Annotated in this window: 20 protein-coding genes; 7 read left to right on the top strand and 13 right to left on the bottom strand. The window is 43.8% G+C overall.

The genetic code is table 11. The features are described 5' to 3' along the window. Window position 1: 1 nt before the first annotated feature. The 5 genes from AJGP001_RS03315 to AJGP001_RS03295 form a co-directional block, all read right to left on the bottom strand. Complete coding sequence (locus AJGP001_RS03315; protein WP_071153967.1) at window positions 2-817, bottom strand: carbohydrate ABC transporter permease; 816 nt, start codon at window positions 815-817, stop codon at window positions 2-4. Continuing rightward, window positions 817-1,677 (bottom strand): carbohydrate ABC transporter permease, encoded by an 861-nt coding sequence (locus AJGP001_RS03310; RefSeq protein ID WP_071153968.1) that lies wholly within the window; start codon window positions 1,675-1,677, stop codon window positions 817-819. The genes AJGP001_RS03315 and AJGP001_RS03310 overlap by 1 nt, the downstream gene beginning before the upstream one ends. A gap of 860 nt (window positions 1,678-2,537) precedes the next feature. Next, a complete protein-coding gene (locus tag AJGP001_RS03305) occupies window positions 2,538-3,842 on the bottom strand; it encodes an ABC transporter substrate-binding protein (RefSeq protein WP_071153969.1) in 1,305 nt (434 codons plus the stop codon). 550 nt (window positions 3,843-4,392) lie between these two features. Beyond that, a complete protein-coding gene (locus tag AJGP001_RS03300; RefSeq protein WP_071153970.1) occupies window positions 4,393-5,268 on the bottom strand; it encodes an ROK family protein in 876 nt (291 codons plus the stop codon). Between the two features lie 23 nt (window positions 5,269-5,291). Beyond that, window positions 5,292-6,878 (bottom strand): glycoside hydrolase family 13 protein, encoded by a 1,587-nt coding sequence (locus tag AJGP001_RS03295; RefSeq protein WP_078080147.1) that lies wholly within the window; start codon window positions 6,876-6,878, stop codon window positions 5,292-5,294. Window positions 6,879-7,032: 154 nt separating this feature from the next. On the opposite strand from AJGP001_RS03295, the gene AJGP001_RS03290 reads away from it, so the two are divergent. Together AJGP001_RS03290 and AJGP001_RS03285 are read left to right on the top strand one after the other, a co-directional pair. Beyond that, a complete protein-coding gene (locus AJGP001_RS03290; protein WP_071153971.1) occupies window positions 7,033-7,923 on the top strand; it encodes a PucR family transcriptional regulator in 891 nt (296 codons plus the stop codon). Window positions 7,924-8,030: 107 nt separating this feature from the next. Next, window positions 8,031-9,128, top strand: a complete 1,098-nt coding sequence (locus tag AJGP001_RS03285) for an ABC transporter ATP-binding protein (protein WP_071153972.1) — start codon at window positions 8,031-8,033, stop codon at window positions 9,126-9,128. A gap of 121 nt (window positions 9,129-9,249) precedes the next feature. On the opposite strand, the gene AJGP001_RS03280 is transcribed toward AJGP001_RS03285, so the two are convergent. Next, complete coding sequence (locus tag AJGP001_RS03280; protein WP_071153973.1) at window positions 9,250-9,891, bottom strand: alpha/beta family hydrolase; 642 nt, start codon at window positions 9,889-9,891, stop codon at window positions 9,250-9,252. A 115-nt stretch (window positions 9,892-10,006) separates the two neighbouring features. On the opposite strand from AJGP001_RS03280, the gene AJGP001_RS03275 reads away from it, so the two are divergent. After that, the gene (locus AJGP001_RS03275; RefSeq protein ID WP_071153974.1) at window positions 10,007-10,567 is read left to right on the top strand and encodes a sugar O-acetyltransferase; all 561 of its coding nucleotides are present in this window, start codon (window positions 10,007-10,009) and stop codon (window positions 10,565-10,567) included. 274 nt (window positions 10,568-10,841) lie between these two features. Here AJGP001_RS03275 and AJGP001_RS03270 read toward each other — a convergent pair whose 3' ends face one another. Beyond that, a complete protein-coding gene (locus AJGP001_RS03270; RefSeq protein WP_071153975.1) occupies window positions 10,842-11,825 on the bottom strand; it encodes an ornithine cyclodeaminase family protein in 984 nt (327 codons plus the stop codon). 24 nt (window positions 11,826-11,849) lie between these two features. Then, window positions 11,850-13,163, bottom strand: a complete 1,314-nt coding sequence (locus tag AJGP001_RS03265) for an MFS transporter (protein ID WP_071153976.1) — start codon at window positions 13,161-13,163, stop codon at window positions 11,850-11,852. A 158-nt stretch (window positions 13,164-13,321) separates the two neighbouring features. On the opposite strand from AJGP001_RS03265, the gene AJGP001_RS03260 reads away from it, so the two are divergent. Together AJGP001_RS03260 and AJGP001_RS03255 are read left to right on the top strand one after the other, a co-directional pair. Further along, window positions 13,322-13,840 carry a helix-turn-helix domain-containing protein gene (locus tag AJGP001_RS03260; RefSeq protein WP_071153977.1) on the top strand — a complete coding sequence of 173 codons (519 nt, stop codon included), beginning with the start codon at window positions 13,322-13,324 and terminating at the stop codon, window positions 13,838-13,840. Between the two features lie 13 nt (window positions 13,841-13,853). Continuing rightward, complete coding sequence (locus tag AJGP001_RS03255) at window positions 13,854-14,210, top strand: DUF1801 domain-containing protein (RefSeq protein WP_071153978.1); 357 nt, start codon at window positions 13,854-13,856, stop codon at window positions 14,208-14,210. 66 nt (window positions 14,211-14,276) lie between these two features. Here the strand turns inward: AJGP001_RS03255 and AJGP001_RS03250 are convergent, their stop codons facing one another. The 4 genes from AJGP001_RS03250 to AJGP001_RS03235 all read right to left on the bottom strand — a co-directional run bounded on the left by AJGP001_RS03250 (window position 14,277) and on the right by AJGP001_RS03235 (window position 17,377). Then, the gene (locus AJGP001_RS03250) at window positions 14,277-15,029 is read right to left on the bottom strand and encodes a class I SAM-dependent methyltransferase (RefSeq protein ID WP_058386304.1); all 753 of its coding nucleotides are present in this window, start codon (window positions 15,027-15,029) and stop codon (window positions 14,277-14,279) included. Window positions 15,030-15,047: 18 nt separating this feature from the next. Continuing rightward, window positions 15,048-15,332, bottom strand: a complete 285-nt coding sequence (locus AJGP001_RS03245) for a DUF5316 domain-containing protein (protein ID WP_058386305.1) — start codon at window positions 15,330-15,332, stop codon at window positions 15,048-15,050. A 300-nt stretch (window positions 15,333-15,632) separates the two neighbouring features. Next, complete coding sequence (locus AJGP001_RS03240) at window positions 15,633-16,655, bottom strand: ABC transporter permease (RefSeq protein ID WP_071153979.1); 1,023 nt, start codon at window positions 16,653-16,655, stop codon at window positions 15,633-15,635. Continuing rightward, entirely contained in the window at window positions 16,652-17,377 is a 726-nt protein-coding gene (locus AJGP001_RS03235; RefSeq protein WP_078080146.1) for an ABC transporter ATP-binding protein, read from the bottom strand. Before AJGP001_RS03235 ends, AJGP001_RS03240 begins: the two co-directional genes overlap by 4 nt. Before the next feature lie 185 nt (window positions 17,378-17,562). On the opposite strand from AJGP001_RS03235, the gene AJGP001_RS03230 reads away from it, so the two are divergent. Next, a protein-coding gene (locus AJGP001_RS03230) for an IS1182 family transposase (RefSeq protein WP_425439663.1) occupies window positions 17,563-18,926 on the top strand; the annotation gives its coding sequence in 2 pieces (ribosomal slippage) (window positions 17,563-18,132 and window positions 18,135-18,926; 1,362 coding nt in all). A gap of 94 nt (window positions 18,927-19,020) precedes the next feature. On the opposite strand, the gene AJGP001_RS03225 is transcribed toward AJGP001_RS03230, so the two are convergent. Further along, window positions 19,021-19,575: a GNAT family N-acetyltransferase gene (locus tag AJGP001_RS03225; protein ID WP_071153980.1), complete on the bottom strand. Its 555-nt coding sequence runs from the start codon at window positions 19,573-19,575 to the stop codon at window positions 19,021-19,023. A 173-nt stretch (window positions 19,576-19,748) separates the two neighbouring features. Between AJGP001_RS03225 and AJGP001_RS03220 the strand changes: the two genes are divergently transcribed. Further along, window positions 19,749-19,988 (top strand): hypothetical protein, encoded by a 240-nt coding sequence (locus tag AJGP001_RS03220; protein ID WP_071153981.1) that lies wholly within the window; start codon window positions 19,749-19,751, stop codon window positions 19,986-19,988. Window positions 19,989-20,001: the final 13 nt, after the last annotated feature.

The raw sequence follows: 20,001 nt of genomic DNA, 5'->3' as shown, positions 1-20,001 counted from the left end.
CCTATTTTACTGCCCCATCCGATACCCCTTTAATAATTTCGCGTTGTGCGAAGAAATAAAAGATGATGACTGGAACGATCGCGAGTGTTAACCCCGCAAGTGCCAAATGCCACTGCTTCGTGTATTCACCAAAGAAGAAGAACATCTTCAACGGAATCGTTTCACTTCCTGGTGTATTGATCACCAGGGATGGCAATAAATAATCGTTCCAAATCCAAATGATGTTTAAAATGGCTACCGTTACTGTAATTGGTTTTAAGATTGGGAAAATAATATGCCAAAACACTTGCCAGCGGTTGGCTCCATCAATTGTCGCCGCTTCATCCAGTGAACGTGGGATATTGTTTAGCGCACCGTGATACAAGAAAATAGAAAGACTCGCACCAAAGCCAATATACATAAAAATTAAGCCACCCCGGTTTAACAGTTCAAACTTACCGAATACCGTAACGAGCGGAATCATCACCGACTGAAACGGGATGAGCATGGCTGCAACGAAAGTGAAAAACAATACCGTGCTGAGCTTACTTTTCGCGCGCGATAAGGCATATGCCGCCATCGCGGAGAAAACAATGATCAACACAACGCTGACAACTGTAATTAATAGCGAATTAAATAATGTCTGCAAAAAATCCAGTTCTTCAAAAGCCGTAATGTAATTATCAAAGCTCCAATTTTCGGGAGGACTGATAGTGTCCATGAAAATTTCTTTTTTTGATTTGAACGAGTTGACGAACATTAAGTAAAACGGAGCCAACCACAAAAGTGCTAACACCAAGCCAAGAATTTCTAATTTCAAATTCCATTTTTTCTTCATTACATTTCAACCTCCTTGCGTTTGTTCAAATACACTTGGACAAGGGCAATGATTGCGACGATAACGAAGAAAATAACAGCTTTTGCCTGCGCATACGCAAAAGCATTTTGCGTAAACGCTGTTTTGAAAATTTCCATTGCGACCATTTCAGTAGAGTTATAAGGCCCACCAGCGGTTAGTGACAAGTTTTGGTCATACAGCTTGAACGTATTTGAAAGTGTCAGGAACATACTAACAGTAAACGCCGGTGCCACAAGTGGAAAAACCACATAACGGAAACGTTGAAACGAAGAAGCTCCGTCAATTTCAGAGGCTTCTAGCAGCTCTTTTGGCATGCCTTCTAAATAAGCGATATAGATAACCATAATGTATCCAGCCATCTGCCAGCTCATCAAAATAACCAAGCCCCAGAATCCCGTATCCGTTGTAGACAACCAGCCTTGTAAGCTTTCCATCCCAATAATCTCACCAACACTTGCAAACACTTTGATGAAAATAAACTGCCAGATAAATCCTAAGATCAATCCACCTATTAAATTTGGCATGAAGAACGTCGTACGCAGTAATTTGCTTGAGCGAACACGTCCCGTAACGAGCAGTGCTAGTGATAAGCCAATGACGTTAATTAAGATAACCGAAACAATTGAGAATTTTGTTGTAAACCATAACGAATCAAGGAAACGCTGGTCTTTGAACAAATCGATGTAGTTTTGGAATCCGACGAATTCTCCTGTGTCGATGCCGTTCCAGGTGGTGAAGGAGTAATAGACGCCGAGTAGCATTGGAACAATGACAACTAGCGTAAGTGCCAATAAGACAGGGGCTAGAAACAACCAATAAGATAAATCTTTTGTACGCATACAGGCATCATTCCTTTCTTGATTTGGTCGGTTAAGTTTAGATTGGGTTAGCGATAGTCCGCAAAACAGCTACGCTTGCCGCGGGCGTCTCCGCTATTTTGCTGCCTATCTTTTATTTTTCGACTAGCAATACCAACAACTCTCACTTTGTATCTAGCAAATCTCTTAGCACCAGCGCGTCCACGGGCTAGGCGGAGCAATAAGACGAATGCTCTTCTCGGCTTATTGTGTGAGCCATGCCCAAAGCGAACGGTGCGGCTTACACGAGTGAAGCCTTGTCATTTACCTCAGCAACAAAACAGCTGCTCTCACGTTGTAGCTAGCAAGTCTCTTAGTGCCGGCGCGTCCACGGGCTAGGCGGAGCAATAAGACGAGTGTTCTTCTCGGCTTATTGTGTGAGCCATGCCCAAAGCGACCGGTGCGGCTTACACGAGTGAAGCCCTTGTCATTTACCCCAGCAACAAAACAGCTGCTCTCACGTTGTAGCTAGCAAGTCTCTTAGTGCCGGCGCGTCCACGGGCTAGGCGGAGCAATAAGACGAGTGTTCTTCTCGGCTTATTGTGTGAGCCATGCCCAAAGCGACCGGTGCGGCTTACAAGAGTGAAGCCTTGTCATTTACCCCAGCAACAAAACAGCTGCTCTCACGTTGTAGCTAGCAAGTCTCTTAGTGCCGGCGCGTCCACGGGCTAGGCGGAGCAATAAGACGAGTGTTCTTCTCGGCTTATTGTGTGAGCCATGCCCAAAGCGACCGGTGCGGTTTACACGAGTGAAGCCTTGTCATTTACTCCAGCAACAAAACAAAGTAGCACAGAGGCTACTTTGTTTAACACGCTCATCGTGAAAATTTACTTGAAATTGTATTACTTAGCTCTATCTGCTTCCCAAGCTTCTTTTGCTGAATCGATCACTTCGTCCCAGCTTGCTTCATCGCTTAGGTATTTCTGGATGTTCGAACCAAGTACATCTTCACCCCATCCAGTTGGATAGCCCATGAAAACCCAGCCGATTGTATTGCCTGACTCAGATGCATCGTAAATGGCTTTCGACATGGGATCAGAGATTTTCGATGTGTCGTAACCTTCGTAAGCCGGGATGAATTTGAAGTCTTCTACCACAGCTGTTTTACCTACATCAGATGTGTACAACCAATCCAAAAATTCTTTTGATTCTTTAACAACTGCTTCGTCCGCTTTTTTGTTTACGCCCCAATACATCGGTACGCCCACGGGTAAGCCTGTGTTTTCTACGCCTTCAACAGGAATTGGCATAAGACCGATGCCGTTGTCTGCAAGTTCTGGATCGATACCCGCGATTGAACCGTACGCCCAGTTTCCTTGTTGAATAATTGCTACACGTTCAAGTGAAAATAATTCTTCGACTTGCTGAGAGTAATCAAGACTAACAGTTGGTTGTTTCGAGTATTCATTTTGCAAATCAACGATTTTCTTAAAACCGTCAGCGTATTTAAAATCGACTGTTTTCGCATCAAATGCTGTTAATACGTTGTTGTCGAACTCTGGAGCAAGAAAGGTGTTTGACAAGTGAAGTCCTGTTACCCACGTTTCTTTTCCTGGGAAAGCGAAGACTGATTCAAGACCAAGCTCGTCTTTTTTCGAATCCAATGTTTTCACAGCTTCTTCGAGTGATGCAAAATCCGTGATGGATGCCGGATCGATTCCTGCTTCTTCAAATAGACGCGTATTGTAGATAAAGCCGTAACCTTCTTGGTTATAAGGAAGTCCAAGCACTTCAGATTCTACGGTTACACCGTCAAGCGTGCCGTCAAGTGCCGCTCCTGCAGCTGCTGTGTCCGTTAAGTCTGATAGATTGTCTTTCCAGTCCGCTACATCTTGAGGTCCACCGATGTTAAAGATTGCCGGTTCGTTACCAGATGCAAAGCGTGAACGAAGTGCTGCGCCGTAATCTTCTCCGCCACCAACCGTTGTAATTTCAATATTCACGTTCGGGTTTTCTTTTTCGTAAAGTGCCACTACGTCTTCAAACTGGTCTTTGAATTCCACTTTGAATTGGAAAATGTCTACCGTTACTTCTTCACCTTCTGCGCTCGATCCGTCCTTTTCCCCGTCGCTACTACATCCTGCCAACACTGCAGCTGACAACATCAATGATGCTACAAGTCCTTTGCTAAACCTTACTTCCTTCATCAGTAAATCCCCCTTTGAGTTGTTGTGAAATCGTTTGCACAAACGAGCAAATAAAAAGCGGAAACGGACTGGAGAGTGTTCCCGAAAATTAATTATCTGTATCATAACACCATGAAAACGTTTGCACAAGATGGAATTTTTAAAAAATTCTTTTTTTAACTAATGGTAACTCGAACGAATGATTCTATTTGTTGATCTTCGGCAAAACAGCTGTGCTTTCGGGTCCACAGGGTGTGGTCATGCAACTGACGCGTAAGAAATTCTCAGCGCCAGTTGCCAAGGGCTTGCGCAGAATGAACTTGAGATAGACGCACAAGTTCGTTCTGCACTTCCCCCTCGGAGTCTCCTTTTCCCCATATTTTCTAGGTAATAACAGCAAACTAGACACTCTCTTCTTACGCAACCAGCTATTTAGCGCCGGCACGTCCACGGTCTGGGCAACTAAAGTGGTTTAAAAAAGTCGGTTTCTTCATTCCACTTATATAGTTTCAAATTGGGAGTAAATAAAAAAATAAGAGCAGCTCGCTTAGCCACTCCTATTCAAACTCATTTATTCAGTTTCCAATACCAATAATGCAGCTCCTAAAATACCCGCGTCGTTTTCGAAACGTGCTACTTCAATGTCCAGCGGATTTAGTAGCATCGGTTGGAGTTGCTGTTGCAGCGACTCCATCCAAAGATCTGCTGCTTCTGAAACACCCCCGCCAATAATGACCATTTCCATATCGAACGCTGCCTGCAAACTGCTAATAACAAGTGCTAAATCGCCGGTGAATTCTTCCACGACTTTCTTAGCTTTTGGATCGCTCTGTGCATGTTCAAAAAGCTCAGGGGGCGTGAATGTGAGGCCTGCCGTTTCGATTCGATTGCGCAGCGCTGTTCCGGACACGTACATTTCGCTACAGCCTAACCGACCGCAAGCACATTTTATGCCATTTGGATAAAGAATCATATGACCAAATTCTGCCGCACCGCCATAAGGACCACCGCTCAACAACTTGCCGTCCCATAAAACACCGCCACCAAGACCGGTACCAAGTGTTAAAACGACCACACGACTAAGTCCTTGCGCCGCACCAAACTTTGCTTCCGCAAGTGCGACCACATTGGCATCATTTTCTACTTCAACACGTTTGCCCGTCGCTTTTTCCAGCCATTCTTTAACGGGCGTGTTCGACCAGCCTGGCAAAGTTTCTGCAGAATAGATGACTTTTCCTTGCTTCGGATCGACAAAACCGTGCGTGCCGACTCCAATTGCGCTGACATCAGGTTGATCAGCTAAAATACGCAAAATATTCTCCTCAAGATATGGATAAAGTGGAATCTGTGTCGGAATTTTCTCTTCGTATAAAATCTGACCGCTAGCATTAATGATACCTAGGTGGATTTTTGTGCCGCCAATGTCGACTCCTAATACGTTTTCCATAGTGCCTCCTCGTAGTGTTCGTTTTATTGTTTATAATAAACGATTGCTTCGTAAGGTTGAAGCAATCCTTTACTGTTATTCGGTGCGTAATTGCCAATCAGTATTTTTCCTTCTGGCAGTGTCACAGATTTCGGTTGGCTGGAAAAATTGCAGTACACCGTTAGTTTTTCATCGTTCCATGTGCGTGTATAGGCGAATACATCTGGATCCTCCCGGTGGAGTAATTCAAAATCGCCATGCGTAATGATGTCCATGTTCTTACGCAAACCAATTAGTTTTTTATAGTATTGGTAAATCGAATCTGAATCTTTATGCTGCAAGGCATTGATGTCCTTGTAGTTCGGATTGACTTTTAACCACGGCGTGCCCGTTGTAAAGCCACCGTTCGGTTCGGCGGACCATTGCATCGGCGTACGCGCGTTGTCACGACCTTTCGCATAAATTTTCGTCATGATGTCGTCGTGCGAAACGCCCGCTTCTCGTTTTTCTTGATACATGTTCACCGTCTCAATGTCTTGATAATCCTCAATCAAATCAAAACGTACATTGGTCATGCCGAGTTCCTCGCCTTGGTAAATATAAGGCGTGCCTTGCATAAAATGCAGACACGTAGCGAGCATTTTCGCGGACTCGACGCGCCAATCCTGATCATCTCCAAACCGCGATACAATACGTGGCTGATCGTGGTTGTTCCAGTATAGGCTATTCCAACCTTCGTTGTGTAAACCGTGTTGCCATTTTTCCAGATTCTCTTTTAAATCGATCAAATCGAGCGGCTTTAAATCCCATTTCTCCCCCGATGCTTGGTCGAGGTCCATATGCTCGAATGTGAAAATCATATTGAGTTCTTGATTTTGTGCGGCGGTATAGTCACGCGCCTCTTTTGGCGTTGTGCCTGGCGATTCTCCGACTGTAACAATATTGTATTGAGACAGCACGTGCTTGTTCATTTCTTTTAGGTAAGTATGGACGTTTGGTCCGTTCATAAATTGACTACTGCCATCGCCATTTGGTGCGTCTTTCATATCCGGATTTTTTGAAATCATGTTAATAACGTCCATTCGGAAACCATCTACACCTTTATCTAACCACCAACGCATCATTTCGTAAACAGCGTTTCGCAGTTCTGGATTTTCCCAGTTCAGGTCTGGCTGCTTTTTGGAAAACAAGTGCAAGTAGTACTGATTGCGTTCTTTTTGATACTGCCACGTCGATCCACCAAAAAACGAGCGCCAATTGGTTGGCTGATCGCGCCATATGTAAAAATTGGGATGGTCTTTAAACCACGCATGCTCATCAGACGTATGATTGACAACGAGATCCATAACCAATTTCATGTCACGTGCGTGTACTTTTTCAAGTAGCTCATCAAAATCTGCCATCGTGCCGAACTCGTTCATGATTTTATAATAATCACGAATGTCATAGCCGTTATCGTCGTTCGGTGAATCATACACAGGCGATAGCCAAAGAATATCTACACCGAGTTCATGCAAGTAATCGAGTTTTTGGATAATGCCCCGAATATCCCCGATGCCATCGCCGTTTGAATCCATAAAACTTCGCGGATAAATTTGATACACAGTCGATTTTTTCCACCAGTCGGCCATAAAATCCCCTCTTTCTTGATAAAGTGAATACTATTCAACCATCATACATGAATCCGCTGTTTTGCCAACTACTTAATTTAACCTATGATTTTATTGTATAATGAATAAGTTATCTAACTCTTCAAAATGTTAAAATTGCGAAAAGAGGTATTCAATGATCAATCAATTAAAAAAACTCTACCCTTCGCTTCAACTACTCGACCAAAACACGCTCGCTTCAGATTCAGCCTATACATGGTTTTCATGTCCTGATGGCGTGACTATCGGCATTCACGAAAGGGAACTTGCTCCAAGAGATTTGTCTTTACTCGCGACATTTTTGACGCCTTATAATCCAAAATTTCCGATGCTGACCGACGAAGAAAAAAAGTGGGCGGCTGTGGTTGATCCTGCGCTTTCCGATGACAGTAAGATGTTTCCATTAAATTCTTCCTATCGCTTTGTTCATTTTTCTATTCAAGAAAAACAAATTAGTCCTGCAGCGTTTAAACAAGCGGTTCAAGATTTTTATGCGCAGCACGTGCCGATTTTGTGGCAAAACGACCATCAAGGTGTTTTAGTCGAATACGTAACAAAAGAAGACGGACCGATTTCTTACGATGAAATTATCGATGTGTTGATGAGTGATTTGTATATCAACATCCATTTTTTTGTTGGGCCACTTCGTGCAAGTTTGCACGGAGCTGTCACTCATTACCGCGCAATGGTGGATGGTGCTAAAATCGTTAGCCTGTATTCGAAAAAAACCGTTATCAGTTATACCGATGCGATTCCGTATTTATTGCTCGATCAAACACCAGAACCACTCCGAAATGAAATAAAACAATCCGTTTTGCAAGTTTATCAAGGTGATGAAGAAACGATGAAAATGATTGAAGTATTTGTGCGAAATAACTTAAATATTTCAGAAACGGCTAAAGCCTTACATATGCATCGCAACAGTTTGCAATATCGTTTCGATCGTTTTTATGAAAATACCGGCATTGACGTGCGAAAATTCCGTGAGGCCATGGCAGTATATCTAGCGATTTTGATCCAAAAGTAAATGTGCACAAAAAATGATTTGATTTTTTAGGCAATTTTGATATTTATTCAAAATCGTCTTTCGGTTAAGCTGTTACCAATGACAAAGAGATTATTGGGGGAAACCAAATGACGGGCTTAACATTAGTTAATATCAAAAAAGAATACGAAAAAGGTGTAGTTTCGGTACAAGACTTTAACTTAGAAATTCGCGATAAAGAGTTTTTAGTACTAGTTGGACCTTCCGGTTGCGGGAAATCCACAACACTTCGTATGATCGCAGGGCTTGAGGATATTACAGATGGCGATTTGTTTATCGGTGACAAACGCGTAAACGACGTGTCACCAAAAGATCGTGACATCGCGATGGTTTTCCAAAACTACGCATTGTACCCGCATATGACCGTCTATGAAAACATGGCGTTTAGTTTGAAACTGCGCAAAATGAAAAAAGACGAAATCAAAGCACGCGTTGCCAATGCTTCCAAAATCTTGGGGCTGGATGATTACTTAAACCGTAAACCAAAAGCGCTATCGGGTGGACAACGTCAGCGTGTCGCTCTAGGACGTGCCATCGTTCGTGACGCGAAAGTTTTCTTGATGGATGAGCCTTTATCAAATTTGGATGCGAAATTACGTGTGCAAATGCGCGCAGAAATCCAAAAATTGCACCGTCGCTTGCAGACGACGACTGTTTATGTAACGCACGACCAAACAGAAGCGATGACGATGGCGACACGTTTAGTCGTTATGAAAGACGGCTTTATTCAGCAAGTGGGTACGCCAAAAGAAGTTTATGATTTGCCGGACAATATGTTCGTCGGTGGATTTATCGGCTCGCCGTCTATGAACTTCTTGCGCGGCAAATTAGTGGGCAGCCATTTCGTCATGGGAGACATTCACATTCTCATCCCTGACGGCAAACTGGCTGCCTTGAAAGACGGTGGCTATGACAACAAAGACCTCGTTCTTGGCATACGTCCTGAAGATATTCACGACGAGCCGCTCTTTTTAGAGCACTCCCCTCATACCAAACTGACAGCGTACATTGACGTTGCAGAATTGATGGGCGCAGAAATTATCCTTTACTCGAAAGTCGATAACCAAGATTTTGTTGCACGTGTCGATTCACGTTTTAATGTTGAAGCAGAATCGACGATCGACATGGCCTTCGATATGAATAAAGCGCACTTTTTCGATAGCGAATCAGAATTACGTATACGTTAATAAAAGCTGCTGAGAAATCCTCAGCAGCTTTTTCTTTTTACTGAATAAGTGATAAAGAGCACGCTGCACCCCTACCAAAACCCCATCAAAAAAAGCTGCCTACATAAACGGCAGCTCTACATTAAAAGTTTTTGATTCCAGCGATGATTTGTTTTAAGGCATCAATGGATTTAAGTGGGTCGGTTTCACAATCCAACCGGTGATTGATGTCTGGTAAGAGCGTCGACTCTAAATTCGCGTTTGCTTTTAGCAACTCAAATGCACCCGGTGAGTAATAACGGTCTTTGTCGCCGATATAGCATAGCGCAGCATTTTTGCTGTTGACCATCGTGTTCAAAACTTGTTCTTGGTTTAGTAACGGCGTAACCCATACAGCTTTGGCTTCACTGAATTCAGGACGCAGCATTTCAGTTGCCATCGCAATCGTACCAAGTGATTTTCCGACCAAGTAAAAGTCCTGATAGTTTCTGCCTTTGAGCACTTGACTAATCACTAAACGAACGTCATGAACGATCGCTTCGCTCAATTCTTTCATCGTGAATTCATCGTATGCTTTGTCTGTGTATTGATAATTGATACGCAGCACATCATAGTTTTCATTCAAGAAAATTTCTTCTGCGAAATGGAAAAGCGGACTTTTTGTCGTATATCCCGCACCTGGTAAAAAAATAGCTAATTTTTTTGTGTAATCCTCCGTTAGCATGACCGTGTAAGGAACCTCGATTCCTTTGTAGCCTATGACTTTGTTGTTGATTGCTTTCATAAATTCCACTCCTGTCTCTCTCTATTATAAAGAATATTCTATAAGTTTACTAAATATTTTCCAAATTAGCTATGATACAATCGATTTACCAAGATTCTTTAGAGGAGGTTAACAAATGAAGAGCGAAAAAGACAAAATGTTAGCTGGCGAAATGTACGATCCGCAAGATGCTGAACTGCGCCAGAACCGCATGAATGCTCGTAGACTTAGTCGATTGTTTAACGAAACGACAGAAATGGACGGTCAAGACCGGACCGCCTTATTGAAAAAGCTATTTGGTTCAACGGGTGACAACATCCATATTGAACCGAACATTCGCTGTGATTATGGATTCAATATGCACGTTGGTACTAATTTCTATGCTAATTTCGACTGTGTGTTTCTGGATGTTTGCGAAATTCGGATTGGCAATAACTGTATGATTGCACCGGGTGTTCATATTTACACAGCGACTCACCCACTTGAAGCAGCTTCTCGAACTTCTGGTGAAGAATTCGGCAAACCGGTTACCATTGGCCATAATGTCTGGATCGGTGGTCGCGCCATCATCAATCCGGGCATCACAATCGGCGACAATGCCATCATCGCGTCCGGCGCCGTCGTCACTCATGATGTGCCTGCCAATTCAGTCGTTGGTGGTAACCCTGCTAGAGTCATCAAGCAGATTGAGGAATAAAGAGCAATGCGCTTCAGCGTGTTGCTTTTTCACTTTCGATCACTAGACAATTAACATTAAGAAGAGAGAATTCTTTTCTAGGATTTTCTCAAGACGCTGGGAGTTCATGTGAAGCTGGCTATCTTGAATCTCCCGATATAGACTCTACTAGTCCTTGTATAAACCTCGATAGTCTCTGACAAAACTCCAAAACTTTAGGTAACGCGACACATTGCTTCACACCCAATAAAAAACCCCACAAGCGACAACTTGCCACTTGTGGGACTCTTTTTATTTACAATTCGACTTCCATACCTGTTCCGTTTTCTTTGATTTTGCTGTAAACACCTTTGGCAACAGCTAGATCAAAATACGCGGCACCGACACACTTGAAGAACGTGATTTCTGATTCTGCTTCCCGTCCTGCCGCTTCTCCGACAACCACTTGCCCTAGTTCCGCATGAAGTTGGTCGAATGACCACGCGCCTGTTTCAACGGTGTGAATTAGTTCGCCAGCTTCGTCTTTAACGCCTGGCAAGTCGTCAGCGACAATTTTATCAGCGCGCAAAATCGTCGTTTCATCGACTTCGCGCATGCTTGGCAAATACGAACCGACGCCGTTAATGTGCGTACCTGGTTTTAAATCAGCGCCGTCAAACACCGGATCGGTTGAACGCGTTGCGCAGCAAATGATATCAGCTTGCTGAACTGCTGATGACACATTCGTTTCGACCGTATACGGAATATCAATACCGAATGCCGCAAGCCGTTCACCAAAACGCTGTGCTTTTTCTGGTGTGCGGTTTACTAAAATAATTTTTTCAATGGGTCTCACTGCTACTACGCCAAGTACTTGCTCGAACGCCATGCCGCCTGTACCGATTACGGTCAGTACGTGGCTTTCTTGTCGCGCCAGCAGATCCGTCGCAATGCCACTGAGTGCACCTGTGCGCAACCGCGTTAAATACGAAGCCGTCATCATCGCCACATGCTCGCCATTATCGCCGTCTGACAACAAAATAACACCTTGTGTCGTCGGCTTTCCTTGCGCTGGGTTTTCCGGGAATATCGTCACCACTTTCACACTTGAAACTTTATTGACCATGTCCGCACTTGGCATATACAACGCGGACGCTTGTCGTTCTGGAAATCCAAGAACGGTGCGATGTGGGTTATTGATCTGGCCTCGTTCTTTTGCTTGAAGCATGGCCGTTACGTCACGGATCGCCTCACACATTCCGTATTGTTGCTGAATCTGCTGTTCGTTGATGATAAGCATGAAGTCCCTCCTAAAAATATGCGCCTAAGCGCGACTTTCCTTTGCTACTAACGCTGCTGCTTTTGCTTGATTTTGTGTACCGCTTAAATCTTTTACTGCCCAAATGGACAACAATGAAATGACTGCTGTTAACATGATGTAAAGTGCAACCGGTACGTATGAGTTATCAAATGTTGCGAGCAAGAAAGTTGCGACTAAAGGCGCTGTTCCTCCTGCTAATGCTGCACCAATTTGGTAACCTAATGTAACGCCTGTATAACGTACTTTCGCATCGAAAATCTCAGAGAACATAGTGCCAAGAACCGCTGTGATTGGCGCCCAAATAACACCGAGCCCGATGATTGTTGCGATAATCAATAAAATAACAGAGCCTTGCTGCAACATCCAGAAGTAGGGAAAAGCGAACAAGCCCATCGCTACTGCCCCCGTCACATACATTTTCTTACGTCCAACACGGTCAGATAACGCTCCCATAATCGGGATTAAAATCGTTGTGATAACCGTTGCAATCATAACTGCTGCGAGTGTAGCAGTTCTTGAAAACTCAAGATTTGTGGTTGCGTAAGATACGACGAACGTTCCGAAAATGTAAAAGGGTGCTGTTTCCACAACTTTTGCTCCAATGGCGATCAATACTTCGCGCCAGTGGTATTTCAACGTCTCAACAATCGGCAATTTCGGAATTTCTCCCGATGCTTGAACTGCTTTAAATTCTGGCGTTTCGTCGATTCCTTTACGAATCCACAAGCCAAACACTACAAGAAATGCACTTAAAATGAACGGTACGCGCCAGCCCCAACTCATAAACGCCGCTTCTGGCAATAACGTCATAATATACAAAGCCAACGTTCCCATCATCATTCCGATGGTTACGCCCATTTGCGGGATACTGCCAAAAAATCCGCGCTTTTCAGGTGGTGCATATTCGGTTGCCAGTAATAATGCTCCGCCCCATTCGCCGCCGATGCCAAGTCCTTGAATCAATCGTAATGTGATTAACAAAATCGGTGCTGCCACGCCAATTGCTTGATAGGTTGGCAATAAGCCCATGGCGAATGTCGCAAAGCCCATCATACTTAATGTGATGACCAATGTTTTTTTGCGGCCAATGCGGTCACCAATATGACTAAAGATGATGCCGCCAAATGGACGAATAAAAAATGATAATGCGAACGATGCATATGCGAGCATAAGTCCAACAGTTGGGTCTTCATTGACGAAAAAGATTTGATTGAAAACCAATGCTGCCATCGTGCCGTATAAAAAATAATCAAACCATTCAATCGAACTGCCGACAAGACTTGCGGTTAATACTTTGCGTGTTTGCTTTTTATCCATCTTATTTCCCCCTCGAAATAAATTGAAGTGACACTTTAACTACCCTTTCCAACAGTTTAGTCAGTTAGCAATATTCTGTCAATGCCCTATATAAATTTTATTTTCATTCGATGTACGTTATGATGAGAACAGAACATTTAGTAAAGTGAGGTTTCTACATGTCACATGGAACAATTGGGGTTACCTTAAAAAATCTTCGCAAAGAGCGAAACATGACGTTGAAAGAGCTAGCGGAGCAAACCGATGTCTCCATTAGTTTCTTGTCGCAAGTCGAGCGTGGAAAATCGAGTGTGACACTGGAATCTTTGCGGAAAATAGCAGACGCTTTAAATGTCGATCCCAGTCTTTTTTTCGCAAATGAAACCGAAAAAACTGGTTGGGCGACGCGTCTTGAAGGATTTCATTACCAAGATTTGTCACACGGTGTTCAAGCAACGAATTTAGTACCGATGCTCGTGACGATGAAGCCAGCTGAATCAGAAGGCAATCCATTTGCCCATAGCGGCTATGAGTTTTTGTTTGTCGTGGAAGGCGTGCTGACCGTCGAAGTGGACGACGCACGCACCGAGTTAACTGAGCATCAATCGATCTTGTTTGATGCGCGTAAAAAGCATTACTGGTTCAACTTAACAGATCGAGATGTGCGATTTTTACTAGTATCATCCAAAACGAATTAAGGAGAATCCGTCTATGCATCCAATCAAAGATCCGCAAGTAGATGAATTTATCGACAGACTGGAAAATCCAGAACAAAAAATCGTCTCAGAGCTTCGCACATTGGTGTTCGAAGCCTACCCAGAAATGGACGAAGGCTTTAAATGGTCTAATCCCAGTTACGCGAAAGAAGGCCTCGTCTGCTATATGCAAACTGCCAAAGGCCATGTTAATTTCGGATTTTACCGCGGTGCCGAGCTTCGTGACGAATCCAATTTATTGCAAGGTGACGGCAATAAAATGCGCCATGTACGACTAAACCGAACCGATGACATTCGAGCTGATGAGTTGAAGCTGCTGATTTGGGATGCAGTAGAGTTAAATAGGAGATGACAAAAGCGCAAAAATCATTGGGCTTATCCATTAAAAAACCGAGACAGAACTTCTGCCTCGGTTTTCTTATTTCGTCGCTTCAAAAGTGATGATAGCGTCTGCATTTTTTGGGTAGTTGCCAAACTGATAGTCTGTTGTAATTGTAACGTCAGTAAAACCAATCGCTTCGAGAATCGCTGTGAATTCTTCAACCCCGTACCAACGCATAGGATAGCGTTCGAGCTCCGTTTCAACCAACCGTCCCTCATGCCAGCGTTCATAGCGTCCTTGCGAGACGAAATGTTGTTGAATCCAGTCTACTTCGACCTTCTTACTTTCTACTGTCAACGTGTCGCCATTAGTAGCTTGCCACTTACGTGTGGAAGTTTTCTCGAGTTCAATGCCCGATGGCACATGTAGATCGACAATCAACCTGCCCCCTGTTTCTAAATGGCTGTAAAAATTCTGCAAAGCTTGCAGCGATTTTTCACGTTCATAGAGCAATAAGAACGTCCCTGTCGGTATAACAATTGCCGCATATTTTGCATCAATTGAAAACGACTCCATTTTTGCATTGAACAACTCCGGCGATAATCCACGTTCTTTGCAATTGGCACGACACACTTGCAGCATTTCTTCAGACACGTCAAAACCATCAACCTGAAATCCATTTTCCAATAACGGCACAAGCATGCGGCCTGTACCAACTGCCGGTTCTAGTATGCGGCCTTTACATGAAGCGAGCCGCTCTAAGTAATACTCAATGTCTCCAAACGAACTGCCGATTGGCTTATCGAGATCGTAAACTTCCGCTGACAAACTGCTGTAATACCCTAACACCGCTTCACCCCATCTGCATTATGAAATCATGATTAAGTTCACGATAACTGCAACCATATTCGGCACAGCAATCATAACTGCATTTTTCATTTTCGTTACGCGCTGTTGTTTTTCTCGACGTTTTTCAGAACTTGTTGTTCTTGTTGATTTATTTTTGCCAGCTCCTAGCGCCAAGACGCCCCAAATCAACGCAATGCCGGCAGCGATGCCGCTAATAATCGAAACTAGTGACCAATCCATCGTTGCATAAGCAACCAGCACGCCAACCAAGGCAATGACTGTTCCAATTAAAAAGTATTTCATTATGTTCTCTCCTTCAGATGCTGTGTTTGACTTACACTCACCTACACATTGATTTTATCAAATGTCACACGATAGAGGTAGTCGGAGCGCGGAAAATTTGTTTTCAGTCTGTGAGTTTGCTGGCGCATGAGTTGCGACATGCGCGTTCTGATTCTTTACACGTACTTTTGAACCTGCTAGACGTATTTTTCTACTTTCTACACGCATCACGATTTCTACATGAACTTTTGTGCTTGTTACATGAGCCAGCTGTTTCTACACAAAAGTTCTGTCCACGAAAACAGACAGCTCTTGTTGATTTTATAATTTTCGGTAACGCTTTAAAGCAAAAATGTTCAGGAAGATGAAAACTACCGCAAAGACAGCGAGCGCTAGCAGGGTACTAGACACATCAGCCAATCCTTCACCTCTGTACATAATGGCTTTTAACGCATCAGCCGCGTAATACAAAGGCATGATGTGACTGAGATTTTGCAGCCAATCAGCCATTCCTTCCAGTGGAATAATACCCGCAAAGAAGATTTGTGGAATGACGACAATCGGAATAAACTGAACCATTTGAAATTCCGACGACGCGAAAGTCGACAGCAAAATGCCGAGCGTCAGTGCCACTAAAGCGAGTAGCAAGTTAACAACAATCACGTGCCACACCTGACCGACCATGACCATATCCAATACTTGTATAGAGTAAAACACCACAATGATCGTCTGGATTACAGCAAAAACACCAAAGCCTGTTAAGTACGCCAGAACAATTTCCCAGCGGCGAATCGGTGTCGCCAGTAACCGTTCCAAAGTTCCCGATACTCGTTCTTTCAACAAACCGATCCCAGAAATCAAAAAGACGAAAAAGAAAACGAAAAAGCCAACAAGTATTGGACCCAGTACATCAAAAAACGCCGTTTCCGCGTTTCCATAAATATATTCTGTGGCAATACGAGTAGGAGCACTGTTTCCAGCTTGCATCGATGCCACTTGCGTAATCCGCATTAGCAGTGTCCGAGACGTAGTTGGATCATTATTTTCTAGAACTACCTGAAAATGGCCTTCTGTTATTTTTAGCAGTCCAGCTAATTCATCGGTAATAATGGTTTGATTGTCAGCAGTGTCGTAAGAAATCGCCTCAATCGACACCTCTTCCATTGCTGCAATCAAAGATTCATTTCCTCCGACAACAGCAAGTTTCGGATTTTGAGAGTCTCCGTTAAAGAAAAAATACATCAAGGTCAGAACAAGTAGAGGCGCAAAAAATAACAACGCCATTGTTCTTTTATCACGTAGCAGCTGCAACATAATCCGTTTGATCAATGCCAAAGTTCTCATCGTGCAGCCCTCCCTGCTCGCAAAAAGACCTCTTCTAAATTTGCCGCACCATAAGCCTCTTTCAATTCGCCCGGTGTTCCACTGACCAGAATTCCGCCTTCACGAACCATCGCAATACGGTCGCATTTTTCTGCTTCGTCCATGACATGCGTCGTCACGATGATGGTCTTGCCTTGCTCGCTTTTCAATAACATCAATTCGCGCCAAATCGATAAGCGAAGTTCCGGATCGATGCCGACGGTTGGCTCATCTAAAATCAAAATTTGCGGATCGTGAACCAAGGCAATTGCCAAAGACAATCGCCGCTTCATGCCACCTGAATAAGCCGACACCTTCTTACTCAATTCGTCAGTCAGTTGAACTAAATCTGCTGCATAAGCAATTCGTTCTTTCAATACTGCTTTTTTCATGGCGTACATCGAAGCGAAAAAAACCAAATTTTCTTTGCCTGTCAACTCTGGATATAAGGCATCCGATTGTGCCATATATCCAATGTTCTCGAGCAAGGTCAAATTGGGTATCTGTTTTCCGAGTACTTCTACTGTTCCACTGCTAGCCGATTCGATCCCAACAATCAGCTTGACCAAAGTCGTTTTACCTGACCCGGATGGTCCAATCAAACCAAAAATTTCACCACGTGCAACTGTTAAATCTACGTTTTTTAATACCGTCGTCTTTTTGTACATTTTGCTGAGCTTGCTGATGGAGATACTCGTGTCCATGGACATTTCCTCCAATCGATTAAAAGCTTCATGTTACTTTGTATTGTACGCTCATTTCATAAAAAACAAAGTAGCATTTCTGCTACTTTGTTCAGGCTGTCGAGAAACCCTCTCGACAGTCTTTTTTTGTTTATTTCGATACTTTTTTGATGTAAACTGAAAGAAAAAAGAAGGAGCGAAGTCCCATGATTGGTCCCGTCAAAAATCACCGTCATGAACAGGTCACCGTCTCAATTGATGAACTCGTGCCACACGACCATTTTCTTCGTACCGTTGATGCCCTCATTGATTTTTCTTTTATTGAACGGATTGCTTCCCCTTATTATTGTCCGGATAACGGCCGTCCCGCCATTCCGCCCATTACCTTATTCAAAATGATTTTCATCGGCTATTTTTATGGCGTTCGTTCAGAACGCCAACTGGAAAAAGAGATTCGGGATAACATTGCTTACCGATGGTTTTTGGGCTATTCTCTCGTCGACCGGATTCCAGATCACTCCACCATCAGTTTCAATCGGAAGGGCCGATTTGAAGACACCTCGGTCTTTGAAGAAATCTTCGACGAAACGGTTCGTCAGGCAAAAGCCCACGGCATGGTGAGTGGCCGCGTGCTTCTGTCCGATTCCACGCATATCAAAGCCAATGCCAATAAGAACAAGTTTATCCGAAAAGCAAAGGCCGAAAAAGTGGTGAGCTACCTGGGGGAATTGGAAGAAGCGGTCGTAGCTGACCGGGAGGCCCATGGAAAAAAGCGCTGAAGCCGAAGGTGATTCGGCCCGTTGCCAAAACCAAACCGGCGATGACCCGCGAAAGCGTGACCGATCCAGATAGTGGGTTCCTCATGCGAAACCAGAAACCTCAAGGTTTTTTCTATCTCGACCACCGAACGGTGGATGCCAAATACAATTTCATCACGGATACCTATATCACGGCCGGCAATATGCACGACGCCGTTCCTTATTTGGACCGGCTCGCTGTACAAAAGAAGAAGTTTGCTTTTCCGGTGGAAGCCGTCGCCTTGGATGCCGGCTATTTTACCGGCCACATCTGTAAAACGTTAAACGAAGCCGGAACGTTTGTGGTCATGGGCTACCGCCGTTTCAAAGGCGGTAACCCGAAAGTGCCGAAACGGTTATTTACGTATGTCCCTTCACTGGATGCGTATGCTTGCCCCATGGGCTGTAAGTTGTCCTACGCCACCACAGATCGAGAGGGATATCGGCAGTACAAAAGCCGGCCGGAGGATTGTGAACATTGTCCACTGCGCTCGGATTGTTTTTCCGCGAAAAGCAAGCAGCGCTCGATTTTCCGGCACATCTGGGAAGACGAAAAAGAAAAGGTGCGCGCCAACAAGCGCACCCCCAGCGGAAAAAAGCTATACAAGTTACGAAGCCAGACCATCGAACGGAGTTTCGCCGATGCGAAAGAACTCCATAGTTTCCGTTACGCAAGGCGACGAGGGCGCAAGTCTGTCCAAGAACAGGCTTATCTGACAGCCGCAGTGCAAAACATCAAAAAAATGACCCTTCTGCTAAGCAGAAGGGTCTAAAAACTTCACGTTCTTTTGTTTCTTGACCAATCCACTGAGAAGATAATCGATAAAACCTTAGTTTCTCAACAATCTGAACAAAGTAGCATTTCTGCTACTTTGTTGAAGTTCCGTTATGCGCGTCTGAAAGCATGCCATATACGACGTGGTCGACATAATGATCGTATAACCATTCGGCTTGGCGAATGGTACCTTCTTGTGTATAACCCAGTCGTTCCGGAATGCTGCGGCTCTTATGGTTTTCAGCAGCTACGCGAATTTCGACTTTGTTGAGCTTGAGTTCGGTCAGTGCATAGTCAGTTAATGCTTTAGCGACACGCGTCATGATGCCGTTGCCTTGATATTCTTGTCCGAGCCAGTAGCCAATATAAGCGGTTTTATTGACATGATTGATGTTGTTGAAGCCGCCAATGCCGACGATTTCCCCTTTGTAAATAATGACGGCCCCCAGACTTTTTCCTTCAACAAAATTACGGCTGCCGGATTTAATGAAGTCTTTCGTGTCTTGCAACTCGGTTGTAAAATCGAGCCAAGGTAGCCATTCTCTTAAATAATCTCTTGATGCATCAGTCAATGCAAAAATCCGTTCTGCATCCCGTAGTTCTTGAAGCTTCAGTGATAGTTCTTCATCGATTTTGTGGACAAACATGGACATCCCTCCTTTTTCTCTATCGTCATATCGTAACATAATTATCAGAATTTTCCATCCAAAATATTTTACTTTAATGATTTTTCAAATGCGCTAATACTTGTTGGCCGAAACGTGTAAAATGAACATTATACTAAATGCGTAGATTGATTTCGAGGAGGAGCGTGAAAAGCATGGAAGCTGATGTGAATTCCGTAAATCTCGTAATTCCGCTATACCTGTGGATGCTGCTATTCTTAGTGTTTTTGGTGATGGCGTTTATTGGGCTAATTGTTTACACGAGCCGTAAAATTCTGCCTCTGCACAGTAAACAAGTAAAACTTTTGGAACAACAGTATGAAAATGGAGACATGAATGAAGAAGAATTTCAGCACCGCATCAAGCAGTTGAAAAACCGCTCGACTGGACGCTAGAAAGTTCACTATG

Source organism: Planococcus faecalis (genome assembly GCF_002009235.1).
Taxonomy (GTDB): domain Bacteria; phylum Bacillota; class Bacilli; order Bacillales_A; family Planococcaceae; genus Planococcus; species Planococcus kocurii.
Note: the sequence above shows the minus strand (reverse complement) of the source record. Positions and strands in the feature narration are given on the sequence as shown.